Below are 24496 nucleotides of genomic sequence, written 5' to 3' on the forward strand. Positions count from 1 at the left end.
CTGTTTTTTTCCCCCCCTCCCCCCCCCCCCTCTTTTCCGGTTTTTTTTCCGGGTTAGCAGGAGAGGAAAAAAAAACTTTCCCTCGGGCGTCCCCACCCCCCCCCCCCCCCCCCCCCCCCCGGCGCCGTTGTGGGGCCTGTCAGTCCCGACGGCAGGGGGAACGCCGGAGGGCCCGCGGCAGTCACACTGCCGCGGGCCCTCCGGCGTTCTGTCTGGCTTTCAGACCTCGTCGCGACGGAGCGAGGGCTTGAGCTCCTTCAGCCGTCCGAGCAGGCCGTTCACGAACGAGGGCGACTCGTCCGTGGAGAACTCCTTCGCCAGCTGCACCATCTCGTCGAGGACGACGGCGTCCGGGGTCGCGTCGACCCAGATCAGCTCATAGGCGCCGAGCCGCAGGATGTTGCGGTCGACGACCGGCATCCGGTCGAGCGTCCAGCCGACCGAGTACTGGGCGATGAGCTCGTCGATGCGCTTCGCGTGCTGCGCGTAGCCCTCGACCAGCTCCATCGTGTACTCGCTCACCGGCGGCTGCCGGGTGTCGGCCCGGGAGTGCCGGACCCAGTCGGCGAGGACCGTGCGGACCTCGGCGCCGCGCTGGTCGCCCTCGAAGAGGATCTGGAAGGCGCGCTTGCGGGCCGTGTTGCGGGCAGCCACGGTTAGCTGTTCACCCGGCCGAGGTAGTCGCTGGTGCGGGTGTCGACCTTGATCTTCTCACCGGTGGTGATGAAGAGCGGGACCTGGATCTGGTGGCCGGTCTCCAGCGTGGCGGGCTTGGTGCCGCCGGTGGAGCGGTCGCCCTGGACGCCCGGCTCGGTCTCCTGGACGGTCAGCTCGACGGCGGCCGGCAGCTCGACGAAGAGCACCTCGCCCTCGTGCTGGGCGACCGTGGCCGTGAAGCCCTCGACGAGGAAGTTGGCGGCGTCGCCGACGGCCTTGCGGTCGACCATGAGCTGGTCGTAGGTCTCCATGTCCATGAAGACGAAGTACTCGCCGTCCATGTAGGAGAACTGCATGTCGCGCTTGTCGACGGTGGCCGTTTCGACCTTGACGCCGGCGTTGAAGGTCTTGTCGACGACCTTGCCGGAGAGCACGTTCTTGAGCTTGGTGCGCACGAAGGCCGGGCCCTTGCCGGGCTTGACGTGCTGGAACTCGACGACGGACCAGAGCTGGCCGCCTTCGAGCTTGAGCACCATGCCGTTCTTGAGGTCGTTCGTGGAAGCCACGGTTGCGGAATCTCCTGGACTGACGTACGACCCCGGGGCACGCACCTGCCTACAGGGCGAGCAGCTCCTTGGTCGTGATGGTGAGTAGCTCGGGTCCGCCATCCGCCTCTGGGCGGACGACGAGCGTGTCATCGATCCGGACGCCGCCCCGGCCCGGGAGGTGGACCCCGGGTTCGACGGTGACCGGCACGCAAGCGTCCAGTTTACCCATGGCCGCGGGACTCAATTGAGGGTCCTCGTCGATTTCGAGCCCGACCCCGTGTCCGGTGAGCGCCGTCAGGCCCTCCGTGTACCCCGCGGAGTCCAGGACCTGGCGGGCGGCACGGTCGACGTCCCGGCAGGCGGCGCCGGGTACCAGGCTCTCACGTCCGGCACGCTGCGCTGCGAAGACCAGGTCGTACAGCTCGATCTGCCAGTCCGCGGGGGCGGTGCCGATGACGAAGGTGCGGCCGATCTCGCAGCGGTAGCCGCGGTACGTCGCCCCGAGACAGACGGAGAGGAAGTCGCCCTCCTCGACGCGGCGGTCGGTGGGCCGGTGCCCGGGCCGTCCGGCGTTCGGACCCGTGCCGACAGAGGTGGGGAAGGCCGGGCCGTCGGCCCCGTGATCCACGAGGCGTCGTTCGAGCTCCAGGGCGAGATGGCGTTCGGTCCGCCCGACGAGGATGGACTCCAGGAGTTCACCGAGGGCCTGGTCGGTGATCTCGGCGCCGATGCGGAGGCAGGAGATCTCCTCCTCGTCCTTGACAACCCTGAGCTGCTCGACGGCGCCGCCGAGATTGGCCAGGCGCAGCCGGGGGGCGACCGAGCCGAGGGCGCGGTGCCGGGCCACGGTGAGGTGGTGCTCCTCCACGGCGAGGGAGTCGGCACCCTGGCGCGCGGCGAGGCCGGCGGCCGCGACGGCCGGGTCGCCGCCGCCGGCACCGGCGCCGGGCAGGGTCTGGACGCGCAGGGCCTCGTCCGGGCGCTCCTGCGTGGGGCGGTCGGCCATCGGGCCGGCACACACCAGGAGGTCCTCGGTCTTGCCCAGCAGGAGAACGGCGCCGTGCGGGGCGGCGCCCGCGAGATAGCGCACGTTGGCGGGGCGGGAGACCAGCGCCGCCGCGCTGCCGCCCGCGTTGCAGTATTCCCTCAGACGCGTCCGGCGGGCCGCGTACACCTCTGACATGACCCGAGCCTACGAGCGCCGGGGGGATGTCGCCGGTCGGGAGGGCCGAGTGGGGGTCGTCCACGATGTATCCGCGACGGCTGGGTGGTGCGCGCGGGTCCGCCCGTGCTGGGCCGGGGCCGTGCCCGGGTGCGGGCGCGTTGTGGCTGCCCCCGCTGCGGGCAATCGTGCCGCTGAGGGCGGCACGGGTGGGCGCGGCGTCACCCCGTTCCGCCGGGCTGCGGACGACCCGCCCGGCCCCAGAATCAACGCCGCGGACATGGAAACGCCGGGTTACCGCGCCGCCCCCACGCCGGCTACCACTGCGGCGGACTCGCGATGGACCTGGCCAGCACATCGTCCAGGACTCTCGCCGTCTCCGGCACGTCCAGCTGCGAGTTGTCGATGATCGGCAGGCCGGACCCGTACCACCCGGCCATCCGCCCATGGATACGGGCGACCTCCTCGTCCGACAGCCGCCGATTCCCCGTGCGCTCCGCGTTGCGTTCCAGGACGATGTCCAGCCCGGGCAGCAGGACGACCGGCAGCAGGCCCGGCCCGACGTGCCGCTTCCAGCCGCCGAGGCCGACGACGGGCCGGTCGGGAAAGACCGCGTCGTCGAGGATGCAGGAGATGCCGTTGGCCAGGAAGTTCCGCGCGGCGAAACCGCACGTGCGGCGGGCGAGGCGGTACTGCGCCTCGGAGTTGTCGTTCCACCCGGACTGCGGGTCGGCGAAGCCCGAGCGGACCCATTCGCGTACGTCGTCGAGGCTGATGTGCGCCGTGGGGACCCGGCGATGGTCCGCCCAGTACTTGGCGACACTGGTCTTCCCGGCACCGGCGGGCCCTATGAGCAGCACGGCGAGCGTCGTACCGGCCGGATCGGGGACCGCCGTGGCGGGCGGCGCACTGGGCATGGCGACCGGGCCGCCGGGCGGCAGCGGCACATGGCCGGTGGTGTCCGGCGCCGGAGGAACGGAGGCCTGCGGCGGGGGCGCGCCCGGCGCGGGCGGGGGCACGGGATAGCCGGGCGCCGGGGGCGGCGGGGTCACGGGCGCGGGGCCCTGGTGCGCGCCCGGGTGCTGCGGGCCCGGGTGGTGTGCGGCCGGCGACCAGCCGACGGCCGGTCCGTGCCCCGGCTGGTGGGGCGGCGGCAGCGGAGAACCCACTGCGTGCTGCATCCGGTGCCACTCCGTCTCGTACAGGCGATGGGCGCTGAACAGCGGGGGCGGAACCCGCTGCTACCGAACGGTACCGCCCCCGGCCGGTGTTGTGTGAACGGCCGGGGGCGGTCCGAAGTGCCCGGTCCCGTAAGGCGGTTTCGGGCGGAAGGCGCGCCTGGGTGCTTACTGTCCGACTTCGCCGTACGCGGCGAGCAGCACGGCCGGGTCGGGTCCTTCCAGAACCGTGGGCTTGGCCAGACCGTCGAGGACGATGAAGCGCAGCAGGTCGCCGCGGGACTTCTTGTCGACCTTCATGGTCTCCAGCAGCTTGGGCCACTGGTCGTACCGGTAGTGCAGCGGCAGCCCGACGGCTTCGAGGACGGTGCGGTGGCGGTCGGCGGTGGCGTCGTCCAACCGCCCGGCGAGGCGGCCCAGTTCGGCGGCGAAGTGCATGCCCACCGAGACCGCGGCGCCGTGCCGCCACTTGTAGCGCTCGTTCTTCTCGATGGCATGGCCGAGCGTGTGGCCGTAGTTGAGGATCTCGCGCAGGCCCGACTCCTTCAGGTCGGACGACACCACGTCGGCCTTGACCCGGATGGAGCGCTCGATGAGCTCGGCGGTGTGCGGACCGGCCGGGGTGCGGGCGCCCTCGGGGTCGGACTCGATCAGGTCGAGGATCACCGGGTCGGCGATGAAGCCGGCCTTGATGACCTCCGCGAGTCCGGAGACGTAGTCGTTGACCGGGAGGGAGTCCAGCGCGGCCAGGTCGCAGAGCACACCGGCGGGCGGGTGGAAGGCACCGACCAGGTTCTTGCCCTCGGCGGTGTTGATGCCGGTCTTGCCGCCGACCGCCGCGTCGACCATGGCGAGCACGGTGGTCGGGATCGCGATCCAGCGCACCCCGCGCAGCCAGGTGGCGGCCACGAACCCGGCCAGGTCCGTCGTCGCGCCGCCGCCGACACCGACGATGACGTCCGTGCGCGTGAACCCGGACTGGCCCAGCGCCTTCCAGCAGTAGGCGGCGACCTCGGCGGTCTTGGCCTCTTCTGCGTTGGGCACCTGGATGGCGACCGCCTCGTAGCCCTGCCCGGCCAGGTCGGCGCGCAGGGCGTCACCGGTCTCGGCCAGTGCCTCGGGGTGGACGATCGCGACCCGCTTGGCCCTGCCGCCGATCAACCCGGGCAGCTCGCCGAGGAGTTGCCGGCCCACCAGGACCTCGTAGGGCTCGGTGCCCGCCGTGCCGCCGACCTGGATCCGCGTCACTGCCTCAGTCATGCTTCCTTCAACTCCAGTGCGTCCAGGGCGGCTCGGGTGACGTCTTCGGGGGTGCGGCCGTCGGTGGCGACCACGGCCGTGGCGACCTCCTCGTAGAGGTGCCGACGGGCCTCCATCAGCTCGCGCCACTGCTTGCGCGGGTTGATGGCGAGCAGCGGCCGGGCCGCGTTGAGACCGGTGCGCTTGACCGCCTCTTCGACGTCCATCGACAGGTACACCACGCGCTGCCCGGCGAGCAGCGCGCGCGTGTCCGGGTCGAGGACGGCGCCTCCGCCCAGTGCCAGCACACCGTCGTGCCCGGCCAGTGCCTCGCGCACGGCCTGCTTCTCGATCGCGCGGAAGGCGGGCTCGCCCTCCTCGACGAAGATCTCGGCGATGGTCCGGCCCTGCGCGGCGACGATGTCGTCGTCGGTGTCCCGGTAGCCGGTCCCGAGCCGCTCGGCCAGCAGCTGCCCGACGGTGGACTTGCCCACGCCCATCGGGCCGACCAGCACGATCAGCGGGCTCATCGGATGGCCAGGTTGTCGAGGTAGGACCGCACGTTACGGCGGGTCTCGGCGACACTGTCGCCGCCGAACTTCTCCGCGACCGCGTCCGCGAGGACGAGGGCGACCATCGCCTCGGCGACGATGCCGGCGGCGGGCACCGCGCACACGTCGGAGCGCTGGTGGTGGGCGGCGGTGGCCTCGCCGGTGACGACGTCCACCGTCTTCAGCGCCCGCGGCACGGTCGCGATCGGCTTCATCGCCGCCCGCACGCGCAGCAGCTCACCGGTGGACAGCCCGCCCTCGGTGCCGCCGGAGCGGCCGCTGGTCCGCTTGATGCCCTCGTCGGTCGCGACGATCTCGTCGTGCGCCTTGGAGCCGGGGACGCGGGCCAGGTCGAAGCCGTCGCCGACCTCGACTCCCTTGATCGCCTGGATGCCCATCAGGGCGGCGGCCAGGCGGGCGTCCAGGCGGCGGTCCCAGTGCACGTGCGAGCCGAGGCCGACGGGCACCTCGTACGCCAGCACCTCTACCACGCCGCCGAGGGTGTCGCCGTCCTTGTGGGCCTGGTCGATCTCGGCGACCATCGCCTTCGACGCGTCGGCGTCCAGGCAGCGCACCGGGTCCGCGTCCAGCTTCTCCACATCAGCGGGGGTCGGGTACACGCCGTACGGCGCCTTCGCGGCCGCGAGTTCCACGACGTGGGAGACGATCTCGATGCCGGTCGTCTCCTTCAGGTACGACCGGGCCACCGCGCCGAGGGCGACCCGGGCCGCCGTCTCGCGCGCGGAGGCGCGCTCCAGGATCGGCCGGGCCTCGTCGAAGCCGTACTTCTGCATCCCCGCCAGGTCGGCGTGGCCTGGGCGGGGACGGGTCAGCGGGGCGTTACGGGCGAGGCCGTCGAGGATCTCCGGGTCGACCGGGTCGGCGGCCATGACCTGTTCCCACTTGGGCCACTCGGTGTTGCCCACCATGATCGCGACCGGGGAGCCGAGGCTGAGGCCGTGCCGGACGCCGCCGAGGAAGGTGATCTCGTCCCGCTCGAACTTCATCCGGGCACCGCGCCCATAGCCCAGGCGCCGCCTCGCGAGATGGTCCGCCACCATGTCCGTGGTGATCGGCACGCCGGCGGGAAGGCCCTCCAGCGTCGCGACGAGTGCGGGACCGTGGGATTCCCCCGCGGTCAGCCAGCGCAACCTGCTCAACGGTGCTCCTCAGTGTTCGCGGCGTGCTTACTGCCCAGCGTACGCACCTCATCGCGTACGGCGACGGCCCGACCGGGTGCGCGGCCCCGGTCCGCCACCCACGATCCTGCCACGTCCGGAGCGTGGACCCGGCCGCCGGTCCATCAGGCGGACGAGGCCGGGCCGCCGGTCTGCCCCTGCGGCGCGTACGCGCCAAGGAAGTCCGCGCCGCTCGGCTGCTGCGGCGTCTGCGTCTGCTGCGGTGCCCGGTCGCCCAGGTGGTCGGCTCCGCTGCCCTGCTGCTGCGCCTGCCGCGGTGCGTACTCCCCCAGGTAGTCCGCTCCGCGTCCCTGCCCGTACTGGGCCGCCGCGTGGACGGGCCGGCCGCTCCGCACGGCCCGCCGGTAGGCGATCTTGCGCTTGATCTTGACCGCCCAGGACGCGAGGACCGCGAGCACGATCAGGGCGAGCACCGTGATCTGCACCCAGTCGGGCAGGAATCCCAGCAGGGACTCGAATATCTGGGACTTGACGGATGCCTGAGGCATGCCGGTGGACATGACTGGTTCTCCCCTCCCCTGTTCCGCCCCCTGCGGAACCGAGAGCGGATCTTATCGGGCCGCCAGAGCGCGTTCGCCCGCTTTTCGCATGGCGTCCAGCGGGGCCGGGGCCCGCCCCGTCATCTGCTCGACCTGCAGCACGGCTTGGTGCACCAGCAGGTCGAGGCCGCTGACGACCGCGCCGCCGTACGCCGACCAGCGGGCGGCGAGGACGGTCGGCCAGGGGTCGTAGAGCACGTCGAACAGGGCCGTCGGGCGCTCCGGGACGGATCGGGCGAGGGCGTCGGTGGCACCCGCCGGCGTGGTGCTGATCACCAGCGGGGCGTGCAGAGCCTGCTCGGCGTCCGCCCAGTCGGCGATGCGCACCGAGACCTCCAGCCGTTCGGCCCACTGCCGCATCTCGGCGGCCCGGGCCTCGCTGCGCACGTACACGGCGATCTCGCCCGGGCAGACCCGGGACAGCGCGGCCAGCGCGGACGAGGCGGTGGCGCCCGCGCCCAGGATCGCGGCGGCCTCGACCTTGTCGATGCCGTGCTCGCGCAGAGCCGCGACCATGCCGGGGACGTCGGTGTTGTCGCCGGTCCGGCGGCCGTCCTGAGTGAGGACGACCGTGTTGACCGCGTCGACGGAGGCCGCGGTCTCGCTGATCCCGTCGAGCAGCGGGATCACGGCCCGCTTCAGCGGCATGGTCAGCGACAGGCCCGCCCATTCGGGTCCGAGCGTCTCGAAGAACCCGGGCAGCGCGGCCTCGTCGACCTCGAATCGGTCGTACGTCCAGCCGGTCAGCCCCAGCTCTTCGTAGGCCGCGCGGTGCAGGACCGGGGAGAGCGAGTGAGCGATCGGGGAGCCGAGTACGGCGGCTCGGCGATGTGCGGCCATCAGGTCTTCCTCAGTTGTTCCGCGATCAGTTAACCCGCGATCAGTTGTTCCGCGAGGCGTTGAACTTGTCGACCAGCTTCTGGTGCTCTGCGTTGGTCTTGGTGAACTCGCTGGTCTTGCCGTCCAGCGAGATGAAGTAGTACCAGCCGTCCTTGGTCGGGTTGAGGGCTCCCTTGAGCGCGGCCTCGCCCGGGTTGTCGATCGGTCCGGGCGGCAGGCCCTTGTGGAAGTACGTGTTGTACGGGTTGTCGTAGTTCCGCAGCTCGCTCAGACTCAGGTCGATCTTGCTCTGGTTCTTGATGTAGTTGTAGGTGGAGTCGAACTCCAGCATGCCGTTGGTCTGCGGGTTCCCCGGCTTCATGCGGTTGTAGACGACCTCGGCCATCTTGCGGAAGTCGTCGTGGCTCGTGCCCTCGGCCTGGGCCAGGCTCGCGACGGTGAGCAACTGCCAGGGGTCTTCGAGTCCGAGGCTCCGGGCCTTCTTCTCCACGCCGAGCTTCTCGTACGTCTGGGTGGCCCGGGTCACCATCTGTTTCAGCACGTCCTCGGGCTTCTGCCCCTTGGCGATGCCGTAGCTGGAGGGGTAGAGGAACCCTTCCAGCGGGTCCTTGACGTTCTCGTGGTTCAGCGCCCAGCCGGGCAGGCCGAGCTTCTTCCAGTCCTTCTTGGCGACCGCGGCGGTGGTGCCGTCCTTGACTTCGAGCCGCTTGTCGATGAGCCGGTAGATGTCGGCGTTGCGCTTGCCCTCGGCGATGATCAGGTTGTCGCGGCTCTCCGGGCTGAGCATCAGTTCGACGGCACTGTCGGCCGACATTTGCTTTTGCAGCGTGTAGACGCCGTCCTGGATGGTCCTGCCCTCGGGGTTGCCGGCCTGCGCAGAGACGAAGGCGTCGACGCTCTTGACGACGCCCGCGGACTTCAGCACCCGGCCGATCGTGTAACCGTCGGCACCCTGCGGGATCTCGACGGACACCTGCTGCCCGTTGCCGTCCCCCGCGTAGTCCGGGGCGTCTCCGAAACGATCCTGGAAGAACTGGTAGCCGAAGTAGCTGACACCTGCCAGCCCTCCGCCGAGGACCAGGACGACCACCAGGCAGGCCATTCCGCTGCGGCGCTTCTTGGGCTTGCCGCCACGTCCCCGCTGGTCGTCGCGCCGACGGCGGTCGTCCGGCTCGTCGGCGTCGTCATCGTCGTCACCGCCCGCGAAGAAGGCGTGCTCACCCTGGTCGGGGCCGGGGTCCCAGTCGGTCTCCGGCTCCTGCTCGGCCCGCCGCCGCCCGGGCGGCTCCGGTGGCGGATACGCGTCGGGGGTGCCGTAGTAGTCGGACTGGCCCTGGCCGTACGCACCGGTTTGCTGACCGTACGGGTCGGCGGGGTCGCCGGGATACGAGACCTGCTGGTGCGGGCCGGTGGCCCAGCCGCCGTTGTCGTACTGCTGGTGGTATCCCGGGTCCTGCTGGTGTCCCTGCCCTTGGTCCCCCTGCCCCGGGTACTGCTGATGCCCGTGGGCCTGTGCCGCGTACTGCTGCTGGTCGTACTGGTACTGCTGCTGCGCCTGACCGTATCCGGCCTGCTCACCGGTGCCCCAGTCGCCGTACTGCGGCTGCTGCGGCTGCTGCGGATAGTGCTGTGGCTGGCCGCCGTAGGGAGCCTGCTGACCCTGGTGGGCCTGCTCTCCTCCCCATCCGCCGTCCCCGTACAACGGGTCCTCCGGATGCCACGGTTCGGAGCCTTGGCCCCGGCCATACTCAGTCATCAATCCCCTAGAGCCGCGAGGCGGCGGTCACGCGGCTTCCGGCTCGGCTCCCGTCCCGCCTCTTGCTGTGCGGTGGCTGTTCGAATGCCGCCGCATCGCGCGGAACGTTACCGTATCGCGATCAGATGACCACTTCGACGCCTTCCCCGGGTGCTTTACCTGACACTCGTTCGGATTCAAGCGCCTGTTGCAGGATGATCACCGCCGCCGCCTGGTCGATGACGGACCGTCCCTTCTTGGACTTCACGCCCGAAGCGCGCAGTCCCTGACTGGCCGTCACCGTCGTCATGCGTTCGTCCACGAGTCTCACCGGGACCGGTGAGATCATGCGCGCCAGTTCCTGTGCGAAACCCCGGACCTTGACCGCGGCCGGGCCCTCGCCGCCCTTGAGGGAGCGCGGGAGACCGACCACGACCTCGATGGGCTCGTATTCCTCGACGAGCTGCTTCAACCGCCGGTGAGCCGCGGGGATGTCACGCCCCGGGACCGTCTCCACCGGGGTGGCGAGGATCCCGTCGGGGTCGCACGAGGCGACCCCGATACGGGCGTCCCCGACGTCGATCGCGAGTCGACGTCCTCTGCGCATCTCTTCCAGACCCGTTTCTTACTTGGCCGTCTCGGCGACCAGGCGCTCGACGGCGTCCACGGCATCACCGATCGCGGCCGGGTTCTGGCCGCCGCCCTGGGCGACGTCCGGCTTGCCGCCACCGCCGCCGCCGAGGGTCTTGGCGGCCGTGCGGACCAGGTCGCCGGCCTTCAGGCCGCGCTCGCGGGCGGCCTCGTTGGTGGCGATGACCGTCAGCGGCTTGCCGTTCGCCACCGTGAACAGGGCGACCACGGCGGCCCGTCCGCCCTGGATGCGTCCGCGCACGTCGAGCACCAGCTTGCGCAGGTCGTCAGCGGTCGTGCCGTCCGGGACCTGACCGGTCACGACAGCAACACCCCGGACGTCCTTCGCCGACTCGGCGAGACCGGCGGCGGCCTGGAGGACCTTCTCGGCGCGGAACTTCTCGATCTCCTTCTCGGCGTCCTTCAGCTTGCCGAGCATGGCGGAGACCTTCTCCGGGAGCTCCTCCGGGCGGCCCTTGATCAGCTCCTGGAGCTGGGCGACGACCGTGTGCTCCCGGGCGAGGAAGTTGTAGGCGTCGACACCGACCAGGGCCTCGATACGGCGGACACCGGAGCCGATGGACGACTCGCCGAGCAGCTTCACCAGGCCCAGCTGGGCGGTGTTGTGCACGTGCGTGCCGCCGCACAGCTCCTTGGAGAAGTCGCCGATCGTCACGACGCGCACGCGCTCGCCGTACTTCTCGCCGAACTCGGCGATGGCACCCTGCTTCTTGGCCTCGTCGATGCCCATGACGTCGGCGCGGACGTCCAGGTCGCGGGCGAGCACCTCGTTGATCTTCTGCTCGACGTCGGTCATCACGGCCGTCGGAACGGCGGACGGGGAACCGAAGTCGAAGCGGAAGCGGCCGGGCTGGTTCTCGGAACCGGCCTGGGCGGCCGTCGGGCCGAGGGCGTCGCGCAGGGCCTGGTGGGTCAGGTGCGTGGCCGAGTGGGCACGGGCGATGGCCTTGCGGCGGCGGTCGTCGATGGCGGCGTGGGCCTTGGCGCCGACGGTGACCTCGCCGACCTGGACGACGCCCTTGTGCACGTAGACACCCGGGACCGGCTTCTGGCAGTCGCGGACCTCGATGACGGCACCGGAGTCGGTCTTGATCTTGCCCGTGTCTCCGATCTGACCGCCGCCCTCGGCGTAGAACGGGGTGCGGTCGAGGACGATCTCGACCTCGTCGCCCTCCGTGGCGGCCGGGGAGGAGACACCGTCGACGAGGATGCCGACGACCGTGGACTCGCCCTCGGTGTCGGTGTAGCCGATGAAGTCGGTGGCGCCGGCCCGGTCGGCGATCTCGCGGTAGGCACCCATGTCGGCGTGGCCGGTCTTCTTGGCCTGGGCATCGGCCTTGGCGCGCTCCCGCTGCTCCCTCATCAGGCGGCGGAAGCCCTCCTCGTCCACGGACAGCCCCTGCTCGGCGGCCATCTCCAGGGTGAGGTCGATCGGGAAGCCCCAGGTGTCGTGGAGCAGGAAGGCCTTGTCGCCGGGCAGCACGGTGGAGCCGGCGGCCTTGGTGTCGCTGACGGCCGTGTCGAGGATGTTGGTGCCGGCCTTCAGCGTCTTGAGGAAGGCGTTCTCCTCGGCGAGGGCGACCTTCTCGATGCGCTCGCGGTCGGTGATGAGCTCGGGGTACTGCTGGCCCATCATGCCGATGACGACGTCGATCAGGTCCTTGACGACCGGGCCGGTGGCGCCGAGCAGGCGCATGTTGCGGATGGCGCGGCGCATGATGCGGCGCAGCACGTAGCCGCGGCCCTCGTTGCCCGGGGTGACGCCGTCGCCGATGAGCATGGTGGCGGTGCGCATGTGGTCGGTGACCACGCGCAGGGACACGTCCGAGGCGTGGGCGTCGCCGTAGCGGACCCCGGTCAGCTCGGTGGCCTTGTCGATGACGGCCATGGAGGTGTCGATCTCGTACATGTTCTGCACGCCCTGCAGGATCATGGCGAGACGTTCGAGGCCGAGGCCGGTGTCGATGTTCTTGCTGGGCAGGTCCCCGAGGATCTCGAAGTTGTCCTTGCCGGTGCCCTCGCCCCGCTCGTACTGCATGAAGACGAGGTTCCAGATCTCCACGTACCGCTCGTCGTTGACGGCGGGACCGCCCTCGGCGCCGAACTCGGGGCCGCGGTCGTAGTTGATCTCGGAGCAGGGTCCGCACGGGCCGGGGACGCCCATGGACCAGTAGTTGTCCTTCATGCCGAGGCGCTGGATGCGCTCCTTCGGCACGCCGACGACCTCGTGCCAGATGCGCTCGGCCTCGTCGTCGTCCTTGTAGACGGTGATCCACAGGCGCTCGGGGTCGAGGCCGTAACCGCCCTTGTCCTGGGGGCTGGTGAGCAGCTCCCAGGCGAGCTTGATGGCGCCTTCCTTGAAGTAGTCGCCGAAGGAGAAGTTGCCGCACATCTGGAAGAACGTGCCGTGGCGCGTGGTCTTGCCGACCTCTTCGATGTCCGGCGTGCGCACGCACTTCTGCACGCTGGTGGCGCGGGCGAAGGGCGGCTTGACCTCACCCAGGAAGTAAGGCTTGAAGGGCACCATGCCGGCCGGGACGAGGAGCAGAGTCGGGTCGTCCGCGATGAGCGACGCCGAAGGGACGACGGTGTGACCGCGCTCCTCGAAGAAGCTCAACCAGCGGCGGCGAATCTCAGCCGACTCCATCAGTGGTCCTCATTCCGGTTGTACGAATTCTTCTTGTACGTGGACGACATGCTGTCGATGACGTACGTCTTCGGCTCTGTGCGGTTCTCGATGGCGGCGTACCGCCTGGGCGCGGGGAGTTCGGGGTCGACGGGGGCGTTGAGCCCGAGCGCGTCGCCCAGTTCGGCCTCCCGCTGGGCCATGTTGTCGCGGACCTCGAGCGCGAAGTCGACCGCGCGGTCCTTGAGCCGGTGGCCGGCCTCGAGCGCCTTGTTCCCCGCGGTTCTGGCGAGGCTCTCGGGCGTCAGCTGCTTCAGCTTCCGGTTGACCTTGGTGGTGGCCCACACTCCGGCGGCGACGCCGGTGGTGAACCAGAACGTACGGCGGAACATCGCTGGCTCTCAGTCCCTCTTCCCTCGGGCGCTGCGCCGAGAGACCGTGCGGCCCACGATCACGGTACGCCTCGACGCCTTGCCGGGCACGTCCTCCTTGCGGCCGCCGAGGGCCCGGCGCACGCCGTAGCCGAAGGCGGCGACCTTGACCAGGGGGCCCCCGAAGGTGGAGGCGACGGTGGTCGACAGCGCGGAGGCGTTCGACGTGACCTCCTGGACGTCGGAGGCGATCGAGTCGACGCGGTCGATCTGGGTCTGCGCGGAGCGCACCGCCGCGGAGGCGTCGGCCAGCAGCGGGACGGCCTGATCCGTCACGTCCGCCACGAGCTTGGTGGTCGCCCTGAGCGTCTGGGCCAGCCTCGCCAGCGCGACGGCGAGGAAGGAGACCAGGATCGCCCAGAAGACGGCCACCAGGATTCCGGCCACCTCTCCACCGGACACTGTGTGCACCCGCTCCCTGAAAAACGTGCCTGAACATCGAAAAAGTCGTGCGACGAGCCTATCGCGCCGGGGATGCGGCTCCGTACCGGATTACCGCCCGGGGACGGCGGATTCGCGAAAGCCCGCCGCCTCGCCCGCCCGGAGGGGCGGGGAGACGACGGGCTGGGGTACCGCGTGCCTGCCGTGCTATCAGCGGGCGTAGTACTCGACGACGAGCTGCTCGTCGCAGATCACCGGGATCTCCTTGCGGTTCGGCTCGCGGTCCAGGCGGAACGCCAGGGCCTTGAGGTTCACCTGGAGGTAGCGCGGGGTCTCGCCGTCGGGGGCGAAGCCACCCTCACGGGCGATCGTGAAGAGGGTCTTCTCCTTGGAGCGCTCGCGGACCTGCACCACGTCGTCCGGGCGGACACGGAAGGAGGGCTTGTCGACCTTCTTGCCGTTGACCGCGATGTGGCCGTGGACGACCATCTGTCGGGCCTGGTAGATCGTGCGGGCGATGCCCGAACGCAGGACCAGGGCGTCGAGACGGCGCTCCAGCTCGATGATCAGGGCCTCACCGGTCTTGCCCTGGACCTTGGAGGCACGCTCGTAGGCGCGGACGAGCTGGCGCTCGGACACGTCGTACTGCGCGCGCAGGCGCTGCTTCTCGAGCAGACGGACCTTGTAGTCCGAGTTCTGCTTGCGGCCACGGCCGTGCTCACCGGGCGGGTAGGGGCGGGCCTCGAAGTACTTGACGGCCTTCGGGGTGAGCGCGATGCCGAGGGCACGCGACTTCTTGACCTTGGGGCGGGACTGGTTCGCCACTGTTTCTCGTTTCCTAGTGTCGGCTTGTCAGGGTTGTGGGAGGTCGCATCCGCAGCCGGGGAAACCCGCCTCGGTCCTGGTGGACCTCGGTGGGCAGCCGCTCCCCTGGTCTGGGCACATACGTGCAGCACGCGAGTGGCCCACCGACCGGTCCCGTCCGCAGGACGAGGGGTGGTGGGCTGCCCGCGACACCTTCGACGGTGCGCGACGCTCCTGGAGCCGATCCCCGGGGGGACCGGGCTCCGGCCGACTGTCCCGTTCTGACTGCACGGGACGCGGCACTCCGAACGAGTTTACAGGGTGCTCAGGACCGCTTTCGACCGAGGTTCTTCCGGGTCCACTCGACCGCGTCCGCGTAGCGGGCCTCCGCGCCGTGCCGGGTCGGTTCGTAGTATTCGCGGTCCTTCAGGGCGTCCGGGGCGTACTGCTGGGCGGCGATGCCCTCGGGCAGGTCGTGCGGGTAGACGTAGCCCCGGCCGTGGCCGAGCTTGGTGGCGCCCTTGTAGTGGCTGTCGCGCAGATGCGCGGGCACGGGGCCGGCCAGCCCCTTGCGTACGTCCTCCAGGGCGGCGCCGATCGCGGTGGTCGCGGCGTTGGACTTGGGAGCCAGGGCGAGGGCGATGGTGGCGTGGCTGAGGGTGAGGGCGGCCTCCGGGAAGCCGATCATGGCGACGGCCTGGGCGGCGGCGACCGCGATCGGCAGCGCGTTCGGGTCGGCGAGGCCGATGTCCTCGCTGGCCGAGATCATCAGGCGGCGGGCGATGAAGCGGGGGTCCTCGCCGGCCTCGATCATCCGGGCCAGGTAGTGCAGGGCGGCGTCGACGTCGGAGCCCCGGATCGACTTGATCAGGGCGCTGGCCACGTCGTAGTGCTGGTCGCCGTCGCGGTCGTACTTCACGGCGGCCCGGTCGACCGTCTCTTCCAGCGTCGTCAGGCCGATCTCCGTCTCGCCCTTGTCGAGGGCGGCTCCGGCGGCGGCCTCCAGGGCGGTCAGGGCGCGGCGGGCGTCACCGCCTGCGATGCGCAGGAGGTGGCTCTCGGTCTCCTCGGGGAGGGCGACGGCGCCCTTGAGGCCGCGCTCGTCGGTCAGGGCCCGCTGGACGAGGCCCTTGATGTCCTCGTCCGTGAGCGGTTCGAGGGTGAGCAGCAGGGAGCGGGACAGCAGGGGCGAGATCACCGAGAAGTACGGATTCTCCGTCGTCGCCGCGATCAGCGTCACCCAGCGGTTCTCGACGGCCGGGAGCAGGGAGTCCTGCTGGGCCTTGCTGAAGCGGTGGATCTCGTCGAGGAAGAGGACGGTCTCCTTGCCGTATCCGCCGGAGGCGCGGCGGGCGCCGTCGATGACCGAGCGGACCTCCTTGACGCCCGCGGTGATCGCCGACAGCTCGACGAAGCGGGCGTTGGTGGCCTTGGAGACGACGTACGCCAGGGTGGTCTTGCCGGTGCCGGGCGGGCCCCAGAGGATCACCGAGGAGGGGCCGGCCGGGCCGGAGGCGCCCTCGCCGACCAGTCTGCGCAGAGGAGAGCCCGGCTTGAGCAGATGCCGCTGGCCCACGACCTCGTCGAGGGTGCGCGGGCGCATCCGCACCGCCAGGGGGCTGCTGGACGGTTCCTTCTCCTGGCGTTCTTCTGCTGCGGCGGTGAACAGGTCGGGCTCCACGTCAGAAACCCTAAATCACGGCACTGACAATGCCGCGGGCCCCGGTGCTCCCGGCTGGGGCCCTTCTAGCTCAGCCAGAAGTCCCACCAGCGGGTCAGGACCAGCATGCCGATGACGCCGATGTGCAGCACCGGCATGACCCAGGTGAACTCGCCGAAGAAACTCCGGAGCCAGGCCGGGGCGGGCAGGAAGCCCTTGCGGATGTTGAACGACGTCACGTACCAGAACATCAGGATCGTGGCGACCCAGGCCAGGGAGCACCACAGGCACAGCGCGTTGATCCGGTACAGGGACTGGAACATCAGCCAGGCGCAGAAGCCGACGCCGAACAGGCAGCCGGCGTTGAAGGTGAGCCAGTACCAGCGCGGGAAGCGGGCGCGGGCGAGCAGGCTCACGCCGACGCCGATGACGATGGCGTAGCAGACGAGGCCGAGCATCGGGTTCGGGAAACCGAACACGGCGGCCTGCTTGCTCTCCATGACGCTGCCGCAGGAGACGACGGGGTTGAGGCTGCACCCTGGGGTGAACGTCTTGCCCTCGACCTTGGCCTCGAGGATCTTGAACTTGTCGATCGTGATGACCCACGAGGCGAGCAGTCCGGCCGCGCCGGTGATCACCAGCAGCAGGGCGAGGGCCCGGCTGCCGCCCTCGGCGCGGGGTGCCATATCGGCGCTCTCCGGCTCGGGCTCCGTGGAGACGTCCTTGACTGTCGTCTTGCTCATCACGCCGATTCCGTCACTTGAGACCCTGGACAACTTCGGACAGGGCCATTGTGCCGCACGGGTACGTCCGTCGCTGATGGATCTGCGGATGCCGGGGGGTGCGGACTCCCTCGTGCGGATGACGCGGGCCGAAGCCGGAGCGGCCGCGGCTGCCGGGGCACGAGACGGCCGTGCTGCGGTTGGTCGCCGAGGGCTGCACGAACGCGGAGATCGGGCGGCGGTTGTTCATCGGGGAGTCGACGGTGAAGACGTATCTGCTGCGCGTCTTCGGCAAGTTGGGGGTGGACGACCGGACGGCGGCGGTGAGAGCGCGCTGCGGTACGGGCTGCTGGACCGAGGGTTCTCGCCCCCGCCGCCCCTCCCCGTCCCATCCTCCAGGGGCTCCGTCCCTTCAACCCCGCCAGGGGGCGTCGCCCCCTGGACCCCCATCGGCCTGAACGGCCTCGTCCTCAATCGCCGGACGGGCTGAGTTGGCGAGGCCGCCCGGGCACGAGCGGCGGGCTCAGCCAGTCGCTCCCGCCCTCCAGCACCGGACGGGCTGAGAGGGCGAGGCCGCCCGGGCGGGGAGCGGCGGATCAGCCCAGTCGGGCTTCCAGTTCCGCCACGATCTCGTTCACGCCGACCGCCGACTGCTCGCCCGACTCCATGTCCTTGAGCTGGACGACGCCCTCGGCGAGGTCGCGTTCGCCGGCGACGATCGTGTAACGGGCGCCGCTGCGGTTGGCGTTCTTCATCGCGCCCTTGAGGCCCTTGCCGCCGTAGGAGAAGTCGGCCGCGATGCCGTTCTTGCGCAGCTCCGTGACCTTGGCGAACAGGACCCGGCGGGCCTCCTCGCCGAGCGGGACGGCGAACACGCTGGTGGTGGCGGGCAGTTCGAGCGCGATGCCCTCCGCCTCCAGGGCGAGGACCGTGCGGTCGACGCCGAGGGCCCAGCCGACGGACGGCAGCGCGGGGCCGCCGATCATCTCGGACAGGCCGTCGTAGCGTCCGCCGCCGCCGACGGCGGACTGGGAGCCGAGGCCGTCGTGGACGAACTCGAACGTCGTGCGGGTGTAGTAGTCCAGGCCGCGCACCAGCTTCGGGTCGTCCTCGAAGGCGACGCCGGCCGCCGTGATCAGCTCGCGGACCTCCTCGTGGTACGCCTTGCAGGCGTCGCAGAGGTAGTCGCGCAGCAGCGGGGCGTCCCCCAGCTGCTTCTGGACCGACTCGCGCTTGTCGTCCAGGACGCGCAGCGGGTTGATCTCCGCCCGGCGCAGGGTGTCCTCGTCCAGGTCCAGGCCGCGCAGGAACTCCTGGAGCGCGGTCCGGTACACCGGGCGGCACTCCTTGTCGCCCAGGCTGTTGAGCAGGATCCGGAAGTTGCTCAGGCCCAGCGAGCGGTACGCCTGGTCGGCCAGGATGATCAGCTCGGCGTCCAGCGCCGGGTCCTCGGCACCGATCGCCTCGGCACCGACCTGGGAGAAGTGGCGGTAGCGGCCCTTCTGGGGGCGCTCGTAGCGGTAGTACGAGCCGGAGTACCAGAGCTTGACGGGGAGGTTGCCCGCCTTGTGCAGGTTGGCCTCCAGCGCGGCACGCAGGACGGAGGCCGTGCCTTCGGGGCGCAGGGCCAGCCTGTCGCCGCCCTTGGTCTCGAAGGCGTACATCTCCTTCGTCACGATGTCCGTCGACTCGCCGACGCCGCGGGCGAAGAGTTCGACGTTCTCGAAGCCCGGTGTCTCGATGTAGCCGTAGCCGGAGTTGCGCAGCGGCGCGGCGATCGCCTCGCGGACCGCCAGATACGTCGCGGAGTCCGGAGGGATCAGGTCGTACGTGCCCTTGGGGGCCTTGAAGGTGCTCACGGAAGGTCTCGTCACATTCCTCGTCGGGGAGCCGGGGATTCTCCCTGGCCGGCCGCCACCTGCCGCAGATAGGGGTTGGTGGCGCGCTCCTGGCCGATGGTGGTCTGGGGGCCGTGGCCGGACAGCACCACGGTCGAGTCGTCGAGCGGCAGGCACACACGGGCCAGCGAGTCGAGCATCTCGGCCATGTCGCCGCCGGGCAGGTCGGTGCGTCCGATGGAGCCGGCGAACAGCAGGTCGCCCGAGAACAGGATCGGCGGGATGTCCGCCGCCTCGGGCATGCCGAAGGTCACCGACCCCTTGGTATGGCCGGGCGCGTGCGCGACGGACAGCTCCAGGCCCGCCAGCTCCAGCTTCGCCCCGTCGGCCAGTTCCTTGACGTCATCGGGCTCTCCCACGGTCAGCTCACCCAGGAGCGGCATCCCGATGGATCGGCCTATTCCCTTCTCGGGGTCGCTCATCATGTACCGGTCGTCGGGGTGGATCCAGGCCGGCACGTCGTGCGCGCCGCACACCGGGACGACCGAGGCCACGTGGTCGATGTGGCCGTGCGTGAGGACGACGGCGACGGGCTTGAGCCGATGCTTTCTGAGCGTTTCCGCGACGCCGTCGGCGGCCTGATGGCCGGGGTCGATGATCACGCACTCCTCACCGGCGGCGGGGGCGACGAGGTAGCAGTTCGTCCCCCAGGCCCCGGCGGGGAACCCGGCAATGAGCACGATCGTCCTTCGTTGTGTCGATACGGGCGGCTGCGGCTGCTGTCAGAGCCTACCGGCGCTGCCGATTCCTCAGCGAACCCATATACGGTACGGGGCACACGCAGGCGGTCGGCGCACAGGCCCCACGCGTACCGGTCGACGTTCGAGACGCATGAGGAGAGAACCCGGTGGTCAGCCAGGAACAGCGGCGGCGTCAGCTCGCCCGTGAGAAGTACTTGCGGCAGCAGCAGCGGCGCACTGATGCGCGACGCAAGGCCCGTATCCGCAACTCCGTGATCGCCTCGGTTCTCGGCGTGGTCGTGGTGCTCTCCGTGTCGGTCTACCTGACCAAGCCGTTCGAGGAGGACGGCAAGACCGAGAAGGCGGGCGCGGAGGTCAGCCCGAGCGCCTCGCCCAGCAAGGCCCCGGACCCGTGCGAGAAGCCCGCCGCGGGCAAGGTCAAGCCGGAGACCTGGAAGAAGGAACCGGCGATGACGATCGACGAGTCGGCGAAGTACACGATGAAGCTGGACACGACCTGCGGCGAGATAGACATCGCGCTGAAGGCCTCGGCGGCGCCGCACACCGTCAACTCGTTCAACTTCCTCGCCGGCAAGGGCTACTTCGACCACAGCAAGTGCCACCGGCTCACGAACCAGGGCATCTACGTCCTGCAGTGCGGCGACCCGCAGGGCACCGGCATGGGCGGCCCCGGCTACACGATCCCGGACGAGAATCTGAAGGACAAGAGCCTCAAGGGCGGGGTGTACCCGGCGGGCACGGTCGCGATGGCGAACCAGTACAACGCCCAGACGAAGCAGGGCCGCAACAGCGGCGGCAGCCAGTTCTTCCTCGTCTACCAGGACAGTCAGCTGCCGCCCGACTACACACCGTTCGGCACCGTGTCCGAGGCGGGCATGAAGGTCCTCAAGAAAATCGCCGCCGCCGGAGCCCAGGCTCCCGACCCTCAGACGGGCAACACCGCGCCCAACGCGACGGTCGTGATCAACAAGGCCACGGTCGCGAAATCCTGACCCTCAACTGCGTAATTTCGGTCGCGCGGGATGCGGACAGGCCCCCCGCCGGTCGCCTATGTTGGCCGTGACGAAACTGTGGACGATGCCCGGGGGTGCTGAGGCCCCTCGCAGGCATCATGTGGAGGAGGCGCTGTGAGCAGCGACCCGTGGGGCCGCGTCGACGAGACGGGGACCGTGTACGTGCGTACGGCCGACGGCGAGCAGGTCGTCGGTTCCTGGCAGGCAGGCTCCCCTGAAGAGGCGCTGGCCTATTTCGAGCGCAAGTACGAGGGCCTGGTTGTCGAGATCGGCCTCCTCGAGAAGCGAGTGAAGACCACCGACCTGTCGGCGAAGGACGCCCAGGCGGCCATCGACCACATCAGGGAGCAGGTCGACGCGCACCACGCGGTGGGCGACCTGGACGCCCTGCGGGTCCGGCTGGACAAGCTCACCGAGCTGGTGGAGGCGCGCCGCGAGGAGCGCAAGGCGCAGCGGGCGAAGCAGTCCGACGAGGCGCGCAAGGCCAAGGAGGCGCTGGTCGTCGAGGCGGAGGAGCTGTCGCAGTCCGACCAGTGGCGGGCTGCCGGTGAGCGGCTGCGGGCCCTGGTGGACACCTGGAAGGGTCTGCCGCGGCTGGACCGCAAGTCCGACGACGAGCTGTGGCACCGGTTCTCGCACGCGCGGTCGGCGTTCTCCAAGCGGCGCAAGCAGCACTTCGCGCAGTTGGACGCCCAGCGCGAGGAGGCGCGGCGGACCAAGGAGCGGCTGGTCGCCGAGGCCGAGGCGCTGTCGAACTCGACGGACTGGGGTGCGACGGCCGCGCGCTACCGCGAGCTGATGGCCGAGTGGAAGGCCGCCGGCCGGGCCCAGCGCGAGCACGAGGACGATCTGTGGAACCGCTTCCGCGGCGCCCAGGACGTCTTCTTCGCCGCGCGCAGCTCGGTGTTCGCCGAGCGGGACGCCGAGCAGGCGGAGAACCTGAAGCTCAAGGAGGAGCTGGCCGAGGAGGCCGAGAAGCTCCTGCCGATCACGGACCTGAAGGCGTCCCGGGCCGCGTTCCGCACGATCAACGAGCGCTGGGAGGCCATCGGTCATGTGCCGCGCGACGCCCGGCCCAAGGTCGAGGGCCGCATGCACGCCGTTGAGCGGGCGCTTCAGGAGGCCGAGGAGGCCGAGTGGCGCCGGACGAACCCGGAGGCACGCGCGCGTGCCGAGGGTCTGACCGGTCAGCTCCAGGCGGCCGTGGACAAGCTGCGGGGCCAGATCGACCAGGCCCGGGCGCAGGGCAACAACGCCAAGGCCGACAAGCTCGAGCGTGAGCTCGAGGGCCGCCAGGCGCTGCTGGACCAGGCGCTGAAGGGTCTGCAGGAGTTCGGCGGCTGATCCAGCCGGCAGCGAAGGGGGCCCCGTACACACCGTACGGGGCCCCTTTCGCGTGGCTGTTACGCCCTGCTGCGCGCCGACGTCACCCGGTACACGTCGTAGACGCCCTCCACGCCCCGGACCGCCTTCAGTACATGGCCGAGATGCTTCGGGTCGCCCATCTCGAAGGTGAAGCGGGAGGTGGCGACGCGGTCGCGGGAGGTCTGCACGGCCGCGGAGAGGATGTTGACGTGCTGGTCGGACAGGACGCGGGTGACATCCGAGAGGAGCCGGGAGCGGTCCAGGGCCTCGACCTGGATGGCCACCAGAAAGACCGAGGACTGGGTGGGCGCCCACTCGACCTCGAGAATCCGCTCGGGCTCACGGGACAGCGAGTCGACGTTGACGCAGTCGGTGCGGTGAACCGATACGCCGCTGCCGCGCGTGACGAAGCCCATGATGGGGTCGCCGGGGACGGGAGTACAGCAGCGGGCCAGCTTGACCCACACGTCCTCGACACCCTTGACGACGACGCCCGGGTCGGCGCTGGAGCGGCGCTTGCGGCTGCGGCCCCGGGCCGGCGGGATCGACTCGTCGATCTCCTCGGTGGCGGCCTCCTCGCCGCCGAGCGCATGGACGAGTTTCTGCACGATGTTCTGCGCCGAGACATGGCCCTCGCCGATCGCCGCGTACAGCGCGGAGATGTCCGCGTAGCGCATCTCGTGCGCGAGGGTCACCAGGGAGTCGCCGGTCAGGATGCGCTGGATCGGCAGGTTCTGCTTGCGCATGGCGCGGACGATGGCGTCCTTGCCCTGCTCGATCGCCTCGTCGCGGCGCTCCTTGGAGAACCAGGCGCGGATCTTGTTGCGGGCGCGCGGTGACTTGACGAAGCCGAGCCAGTCGCGGGAGGGGCCGGCGCCGGGTGCCTTGGAGGTGAAGACCTCGACCAGGTCGCCGTTGTCGAGGGTGGATTCCAGCGGGACCAGGCGGCCGTTGACGCGGGCGCCTATGGTGCGGTGGCCGACCTCGGTGTGCACGGCGTAGGCGAAGTCGACCGGGGTGGCACCCGCGGGGAGCGCTATGACGTCGCCCTTGGGGGTGAAGACGAAGACCTCGTTGCGGGAGAGGTCGAAGCGCAGCGACTCCAGGAACTCGCCGGGGTCCTCGGTCTCCTTCTGCCAGTCGAGGAGCTGCCGCAGCCACGCCATGTCGTTGATGGCGTCCTTGTCCTTGCCGGACGACTTGGGCGCGTCCGTGCGCACCTTGGAGGCGCCGGCGACGGCCTCCTGCTTGTACTTCCAGTGCGCGGCGATGCCGTACTCGGCGCGGCGGTGCATGTCGAACGTGCGGATCTGCAGCTCGACCGGCTTGCCGCCGGGGCCGATGACGGTCGTGTGCAGCGACTGGTACATGTTGAACTTGGGCATCGCGATGTAGTCCTTGAACCGGCCGGGGACCGGATTCCATCGCGCGTGCACCGTGCCGAGGGCCGCGTAGCAGTCGCGGACGGTGTCCACGAGGACGCGGATGCCCACCAGGTCGTAGATCTCCGCGAAGTCCCGGCCGCGGACGATCATCTTCTGGTAGACGCTGTAGTAGTGCTTCGGGCGGCCGGTGACGGTCGCCTTGATGCGGGCCGCCCGCAGGTCCTGCTGGACCTCGTCGGTGACGATGGCGAGGTACTCGTCGCGCTTCGGGGCGCGCTCGGCGACCAGGCGAACGATCTCGTCGTACATCTTGGGGTAGAGGATCGCGAAGGCGAGGTCCTCGAGCTCCCACTTGATGGTGTTCATGCCCAGGCGGTGGGCTAGCGGCGCGTAGATCTCCAGGGTCTCGCGCGCCTTCTTCTCCTGCTTCTCACGCTTGAGGTAGCGCATGGTGCGCATGTTGTGCAGGCGGTCGGCGAGCTTGATGACCAGGACGCGGGGGTCCTTGGCCATGGCGACGACCATCTTGCGCACGGTCTCGGCCTGCGCGGCCTCGCCGAACTTGACCTTGTCCAGTTTGGTGACGCCGTCGACGAGCAGGGTGACGACGTCGCCGAAGTCGCGGCGCAGGTCGTCCAGGCCGTACTCGGTGTCCTCGACCGTGTCGTGCAGCAGGCCCGCCATCAGGGTGGCCGGGTCCATGCCCAGCTCGGCGAGGATGGTCGTCACCGCGAGGGGGTGCGTGATGTACGGGTCGCCGCTCTTGCGCTTCTGGCCGCGGTGCCAGCGCTCGGCGACCTGGTAGGCGCGCTCGATCTGGCGGAGCGTCGACGTCTCGATCTTCGGGTCGTTGCTGCGCACTATCCGCAGCAACGGCTCCAGCACCGGGTTGTACGGGTTCGCGCGCTGCACGCCGAGGCGGGCCAGGCGGGCGCGGACGCGGTTGGAGGAGCCGGTACGGGCGGGCTGGCCGCCGGCCTGGCGCACGGGCGGGGCGGGCTTGGGACGCGCCTGCTCGGCGGGCTTGTCGACCGGCGCCGACTGGGCGTGCTCGACCGGCCCGCGAGTGTCGTTCTTGGCGTGGGGCGCGTTCGGCGCGGGCTTGGCCGCGGCTGCCGAGGCGGACTCGGGCTTGGCGGCGGTCAGGTGCTGGGCCTCGTCTGGCAAGAGGGCTCCTCGTGCGCGATCCGGGTCCCCCGGTCAGGCTCCGG

The 24496-nt window shown here is 70.3% G+C and carries 22 protein-coding genes and 1 pseudogene; 3 read left to right on the top strand and 20 right to left on the bottom strand.

The window, feature by feature from the left end:
* Positions 1 to 219: 219 nt before the first annotated feature.
* The 17 genes from nusB to AC07F0_RS28805 form a co-directional block, all read right to left on the bottom strand.
* Positions 220 to 654, bottom strand: a complete 435-nt coding sequence (gene nusB / locus AC07F0_RS28725; protein WP_478982989.1) for a transcription antitermination factor NusB — start codon at positions 652 to 654, stop codon at positions 220 to 222.
* A 2-nt stretch (positions 655 to 656) separates the two neighbouring features.
* Positions 657 to 1223 carry an elongation factor P gene (gene efp, locus AC07F0_RS28730; RefSeq protein WP_010046444.1) on the bottom strand — a complete coding sequence of 189 codons (567 nt, stop codon included), beginning with the start codon at positions 1221 to 1223 and terminating at the stop codon, positions 657 to 659.
* A 49-nt stretch (positions 1224 to 1272) separates the two neighbouring features.
* Positions 1273 to 2388, bottom strand: a complete 1116-nt coding sequence (locus AC07F0_RS28735) for an aminopeptidase P family protein (protein ID WP_478982990.1) — start codon at positions 2386 to 2388, stop codon at positions 1273 to 1275.
* 296 nt (positions 2389 to 2684) lie between these two features.
* Positions 2685 to 3548 (bottom strand): Pro-rich N-terminal domain-containing protein, encoded by an 864-nt coding sequence (locus AC07F0_RS28740; protein WP_478982991.1) that lies wholly within the window; start codon positions 3546 to 3548, stop codon positions 2685 to 2687.
* A gap of 165 nt (positions 3549 to 3713) precedes the next feature.
* Positions 3714 to 4805 (bottom strand): 3-dehydroquinate synthase, encoded by a 1092-nt coding sequence (gene aroB / locus AC07F0_RS28745; RefSeq protein WP_478982992.1) that lies wholly within the window; start codon positions 4803 to 4805, stop codon positions 3714 to 3716.
* Complete coding sequence (locus tag AC07F0_RS28750; protein ID WP_478982993.1) at positions 4802 to 5314, bottom strand: shikimate kinase; 513 nt, start codon at positions 5312 to 5314, stop codon at positions 4802 to 4804. Before AC07F0_RS28750 ends, aroB begins: the two co-directional genes overlap by 4 nt.
* The gene (gene aroC / locus AC07F0_RS28755; protein WP_436727992.1) at positions 5311 to 6495 is read right to left on the bottom strand and encodes a chorismate synthase; all 1185 of its coding nucleotides are present in this window, start codon (positions 6493 to 6495) and stop codon (positions 5311 to 5313) included. The genes AC07F0_RS28750 and aroC overlap by 4 nt, the downstream gene beginning before the upstream one ends.
* 143 nt (positions 6496 to 6638) lie before the next feature.
* Positions 6639 to 7034: a hypothetical protein gene (locus AC07F0_RS28760; RefSeq protein WP_478982994.1), complete on the bottom strand. Its 396-nt coding sequence runs from the start codon at positions 7032 to 7034 to the stop codon at positions 6639 to 6641.
* Positions 7035 to 7085: 51 nt separating this feature from the next.
* Positions 7086 to 7913 (bottom strand): shikimate dehydrogenase, encoded by an 828-nt coding sequence (locus AC07F0_RS28765; RefSeq protein WP_478982995.1) that lies wholly within the window; start codon positions 7911 to 7913, stop codon positions 7086 to 7088.
* A 40-nt stretch (positions 7914 to 7953) separates the two neighbouring features.
* The gene (gene mltG, locus AC07F0_RS28770) at positions 7954 to 9669 is read right to left on the bottom strand and encodes an endolytic transglycosylase MltG (protein WP_478982996.1); all 1716 of its coding nucleotides are present in this window, start codon (positions 9667 to 9669) and stop codon (positions 7954 to 7956) included.
* Positions 9670 to 9790: 121 nt separating this feature from the next.
* Positions 9791 to 10255, bottom strand: coding sequence for a Holliday junction resolvase RuvX (gene ruvX, locus AC07F0_RS28775; protein ID WP_307174079.1), 465 nt, complete (start codon positions 10253 to 10255; stop codon positions 9791 to 9793).
* A gap of 18 nt (positions 10256 to 10273) precedes the next feature.
* Positions 10274 to 12946: an alanine--tRNA ligase gene (gene alaS, locus AC07F0_RS28780; RefSeq protein ID WP_478982997.1), complete on the bottom strand. Its 2673-nt coding sequence runs from the start codon at positions 12944 to 12946 to the stop codon at positions 10274 to 10276.
* Positions 12946 to 13317, bottom strand: coding sequence for a hypothetical protein (locus AC07F0_RS28785; protein WP_478982998.1), 372 nt, complete (start codon positions 13315 to 13317; stop codon positions 12946 to 12948). The genes alaS and AC07F0_RS28785 overlap by 1 nt, the downstream gene beginning before the upstream one ends.
* A gap of 9 nt (positions 13318 to 13326) precedes the next feature.
* The gene (locus AC07F0_RS28790; protein ID WP_040904142.1) at positions 13327 to 13767 is read right to left on the bottom strand and encodes a DUF948 domain-containing protein; all 441 of its coding nucleotides are present in this window, start codon (positions 13765 to 13767) and stop codon (positions 13327 to 13329) included.
* A gap of 180 nt (positions 13768 to 13947) precedes the next feature.
* The gene (rpsD, locus tag AC07F0_RS28795) at positions 13948 to 14562 is read right to left on the bottom strand and encodes a 30S ribosomal protein S4 (protein ID WP_010046470.1); all 615 of its coding nucleotides are present in this window, start codon (positions 14560 to 14562) and stop codon (positions 13948 to 13950) included.
* A 304-nt stretch (positions 14563 to 14866) separates the two neighbouring features.
* Positions 14867 to 16222 carry a replication-associated recombination protein A gene (locus tag AC07F0_RS28800; RefSeq protein ID WP_478982999.1) on the bottom strand — a complete coding sequence of 452 codons (1356 nt, stop codon included), beginning with the start codon at positions 16220 to 16222 and terminating at the stop codon, positions 14867 to 14869.
* Between the two features lie 65 nt (positions 16223 to 16287).
* Positions 16288 to 16944 (bottom strand): vitamin K epoxide reductase family protein, encoded by a 657-nt coding sequence (locus tag AC07F0_RS28805; RefSeq protein WP_478983000.1) that lies wholly within the window; start codon positions 16942 to 16944, stop codon positions 16288 to 16290.
* Positions 16945 to 17075: 131 nt separating this feature from the next.
* Here AC07F0_RS28805 and AC07F0_RS28810 point away from each other — a divergent pair.
* A pseudogene (locus AC07F0_RS28810) lies at positions 17076 to 17278 on the top strand (helix-turn-helix domain-containing protein); the annotation flags it as partial.
* A gap of 241 nt (positions 17279 to 17519) precedes the next feature.
* Here AC07F0_RS28810 and hisS read toward each other — a convergent pair.
* Complete coding sequence (hisS, locus tag AC07F0_RS28815) at positions 17520 to 18782, bottom strand: histidine--tRNA ligase (RefSeq protein ID WP_478983001.1); 1263 nt, start codon at positions 18780 to 18782, stop codon at positions 17520 to 17522.
* Positions 18783 to 18793: 11 nt separating this feature from the next.
* Positions 18794 to 19501, bottom strand: coding sequence for an MBL fold metallo-hydrolase (locus AC07F0_RS28820; RefSeq protein ID WP_478983002.1), 708 nt, complete (start codon positions 19499 to 19501; stop codon positions 18794 to 18796).
* Positions 19502 to 19668: 167 nt separating this feature from the next.
* Between AC07F0_RS28820 and AC07F0_RS28825 the strand changes: the two genes are divergently transcribed.
* Complete coding sequence (locus AC07F0_RS28825; RefSeq protein ID WP_478983003.1) at positions 19669 to 20514, top strand: peptidylprolyl isomerase; 846 nt, start codon at positions 19669 to 19671, stop codon at positions 20512 to 20514.
* A gap of 135 nt (positions 20515 to 20649) precedes the next feature.
* The gene (locus AC07F0_RS28830; protein WP_436727981.1) at positions 20650 to 21879 is read left to right on the top strand and encodes a DUF349 domain-containing protein; all 1230 of its coding nucleotides are present in this window, start codon (positions 20650 to 20652) and stop codon (positions 21877 to 21879) included.
* 59 nt (positions 21880 to 21938) lie between these two features.
* Here the strand turns inward: AC07F0_RS28830 and relA are convergent, their stop codons facing one another.
* Entirely contained in the window at positions 21939 to 24452 is a 2514-nt protein-coding gene (gene relA, locus AC07F0_RS28835; protein WP_436727980.1) for a GTP pyrophosphokinase, read from the bottom strand.
* Between the last annotated feature and the right edge of the window lie 44 nt (positions 24453 to 24496).

It is taken from the genome of Streptomyces sp. NPDC045955 (assembly GCF_056430805.1).

Bases quoted from the DNA above. Each gene is read 5' to 3' on its own strand.
- AC07F0_RS28735 (WP_478982990.1), bottom strand. From the start codon at position 2,388: ATGTCAGAGGTGTACGCGGCCCGCCGGACGCGTCTGAGGGAATACTGC.
- AC07F0_RS28740 (WP_478982991.1), bottom strand. From the start codon at position 3,548: ATGCAGCACGCAGTGGGTTCTCCGCTGCCGCCGCCCCACCAGCCGGGG.
- aroB (WP_478982992.1), bottom strand. From the start codon at position 4,805: ATGACTGAGGCAGTGACGCGGATCCAGGTCGGCGGCACGGCGGGCACC.
- AC07F0_RS28750 (WP_478982993.1), bottom strand. From the start codon at position 5,314: ATGAGCCCGCTGATCGTGCTGGTCGGCCCGATGGGCGTGGGCAAGTCC.
- AC07F0_RS28760 (WP_478982994.1), bottom strand. From the start codon at position 7,034: ATGTCCACCGGCATGCCTCAGGCATCCGTCAAGTCCCAGATATTCGAG.
- AC07F0_RS28765 (WP_478982995.1), bottom strand. From the start codon at position 7,913: ATGGCCGCACATCGCCGAGCCGCCGTACTCGGCTCCCCGATCGCTCAC.
- mltG (WP_478982996.1), bottom strand. From the start codon at position 9,669: ATGACTGAGTATGGCCGGGGCCAAGGCTCCGAACCGTGGCATCCGGAG.
- ruvX (WP_307174079.1), bottom strand. From the start codon at position 10,255: ATGCGCAGAGGACGTCGACTCGCGATCGACGTCGGGGACGCCCGTATC.
- alaS (WP_478982997.1), bottom strand. From the start codon at position 12,946: ATGGAGTCGGCTGAGATTCGCCGCCGCTGGTTGAGCTTCTTCGAGGAG.
- AC07F0_RS28785 (WP_478982998.1), bottom strand. From the start codon at position 13,317: ATGTTCCGCCGTACGTTCTGGTTCACCACCGGCGTCGCCGCCGGAGTG.
- AC07F0_RS28805 (WP_478983000.1), bottom strand. From the start codon at position 16,944: ATGAGCAAGACGACAGTCAAGGACGTCTCCACGGAGCCCGAGCCGGAG.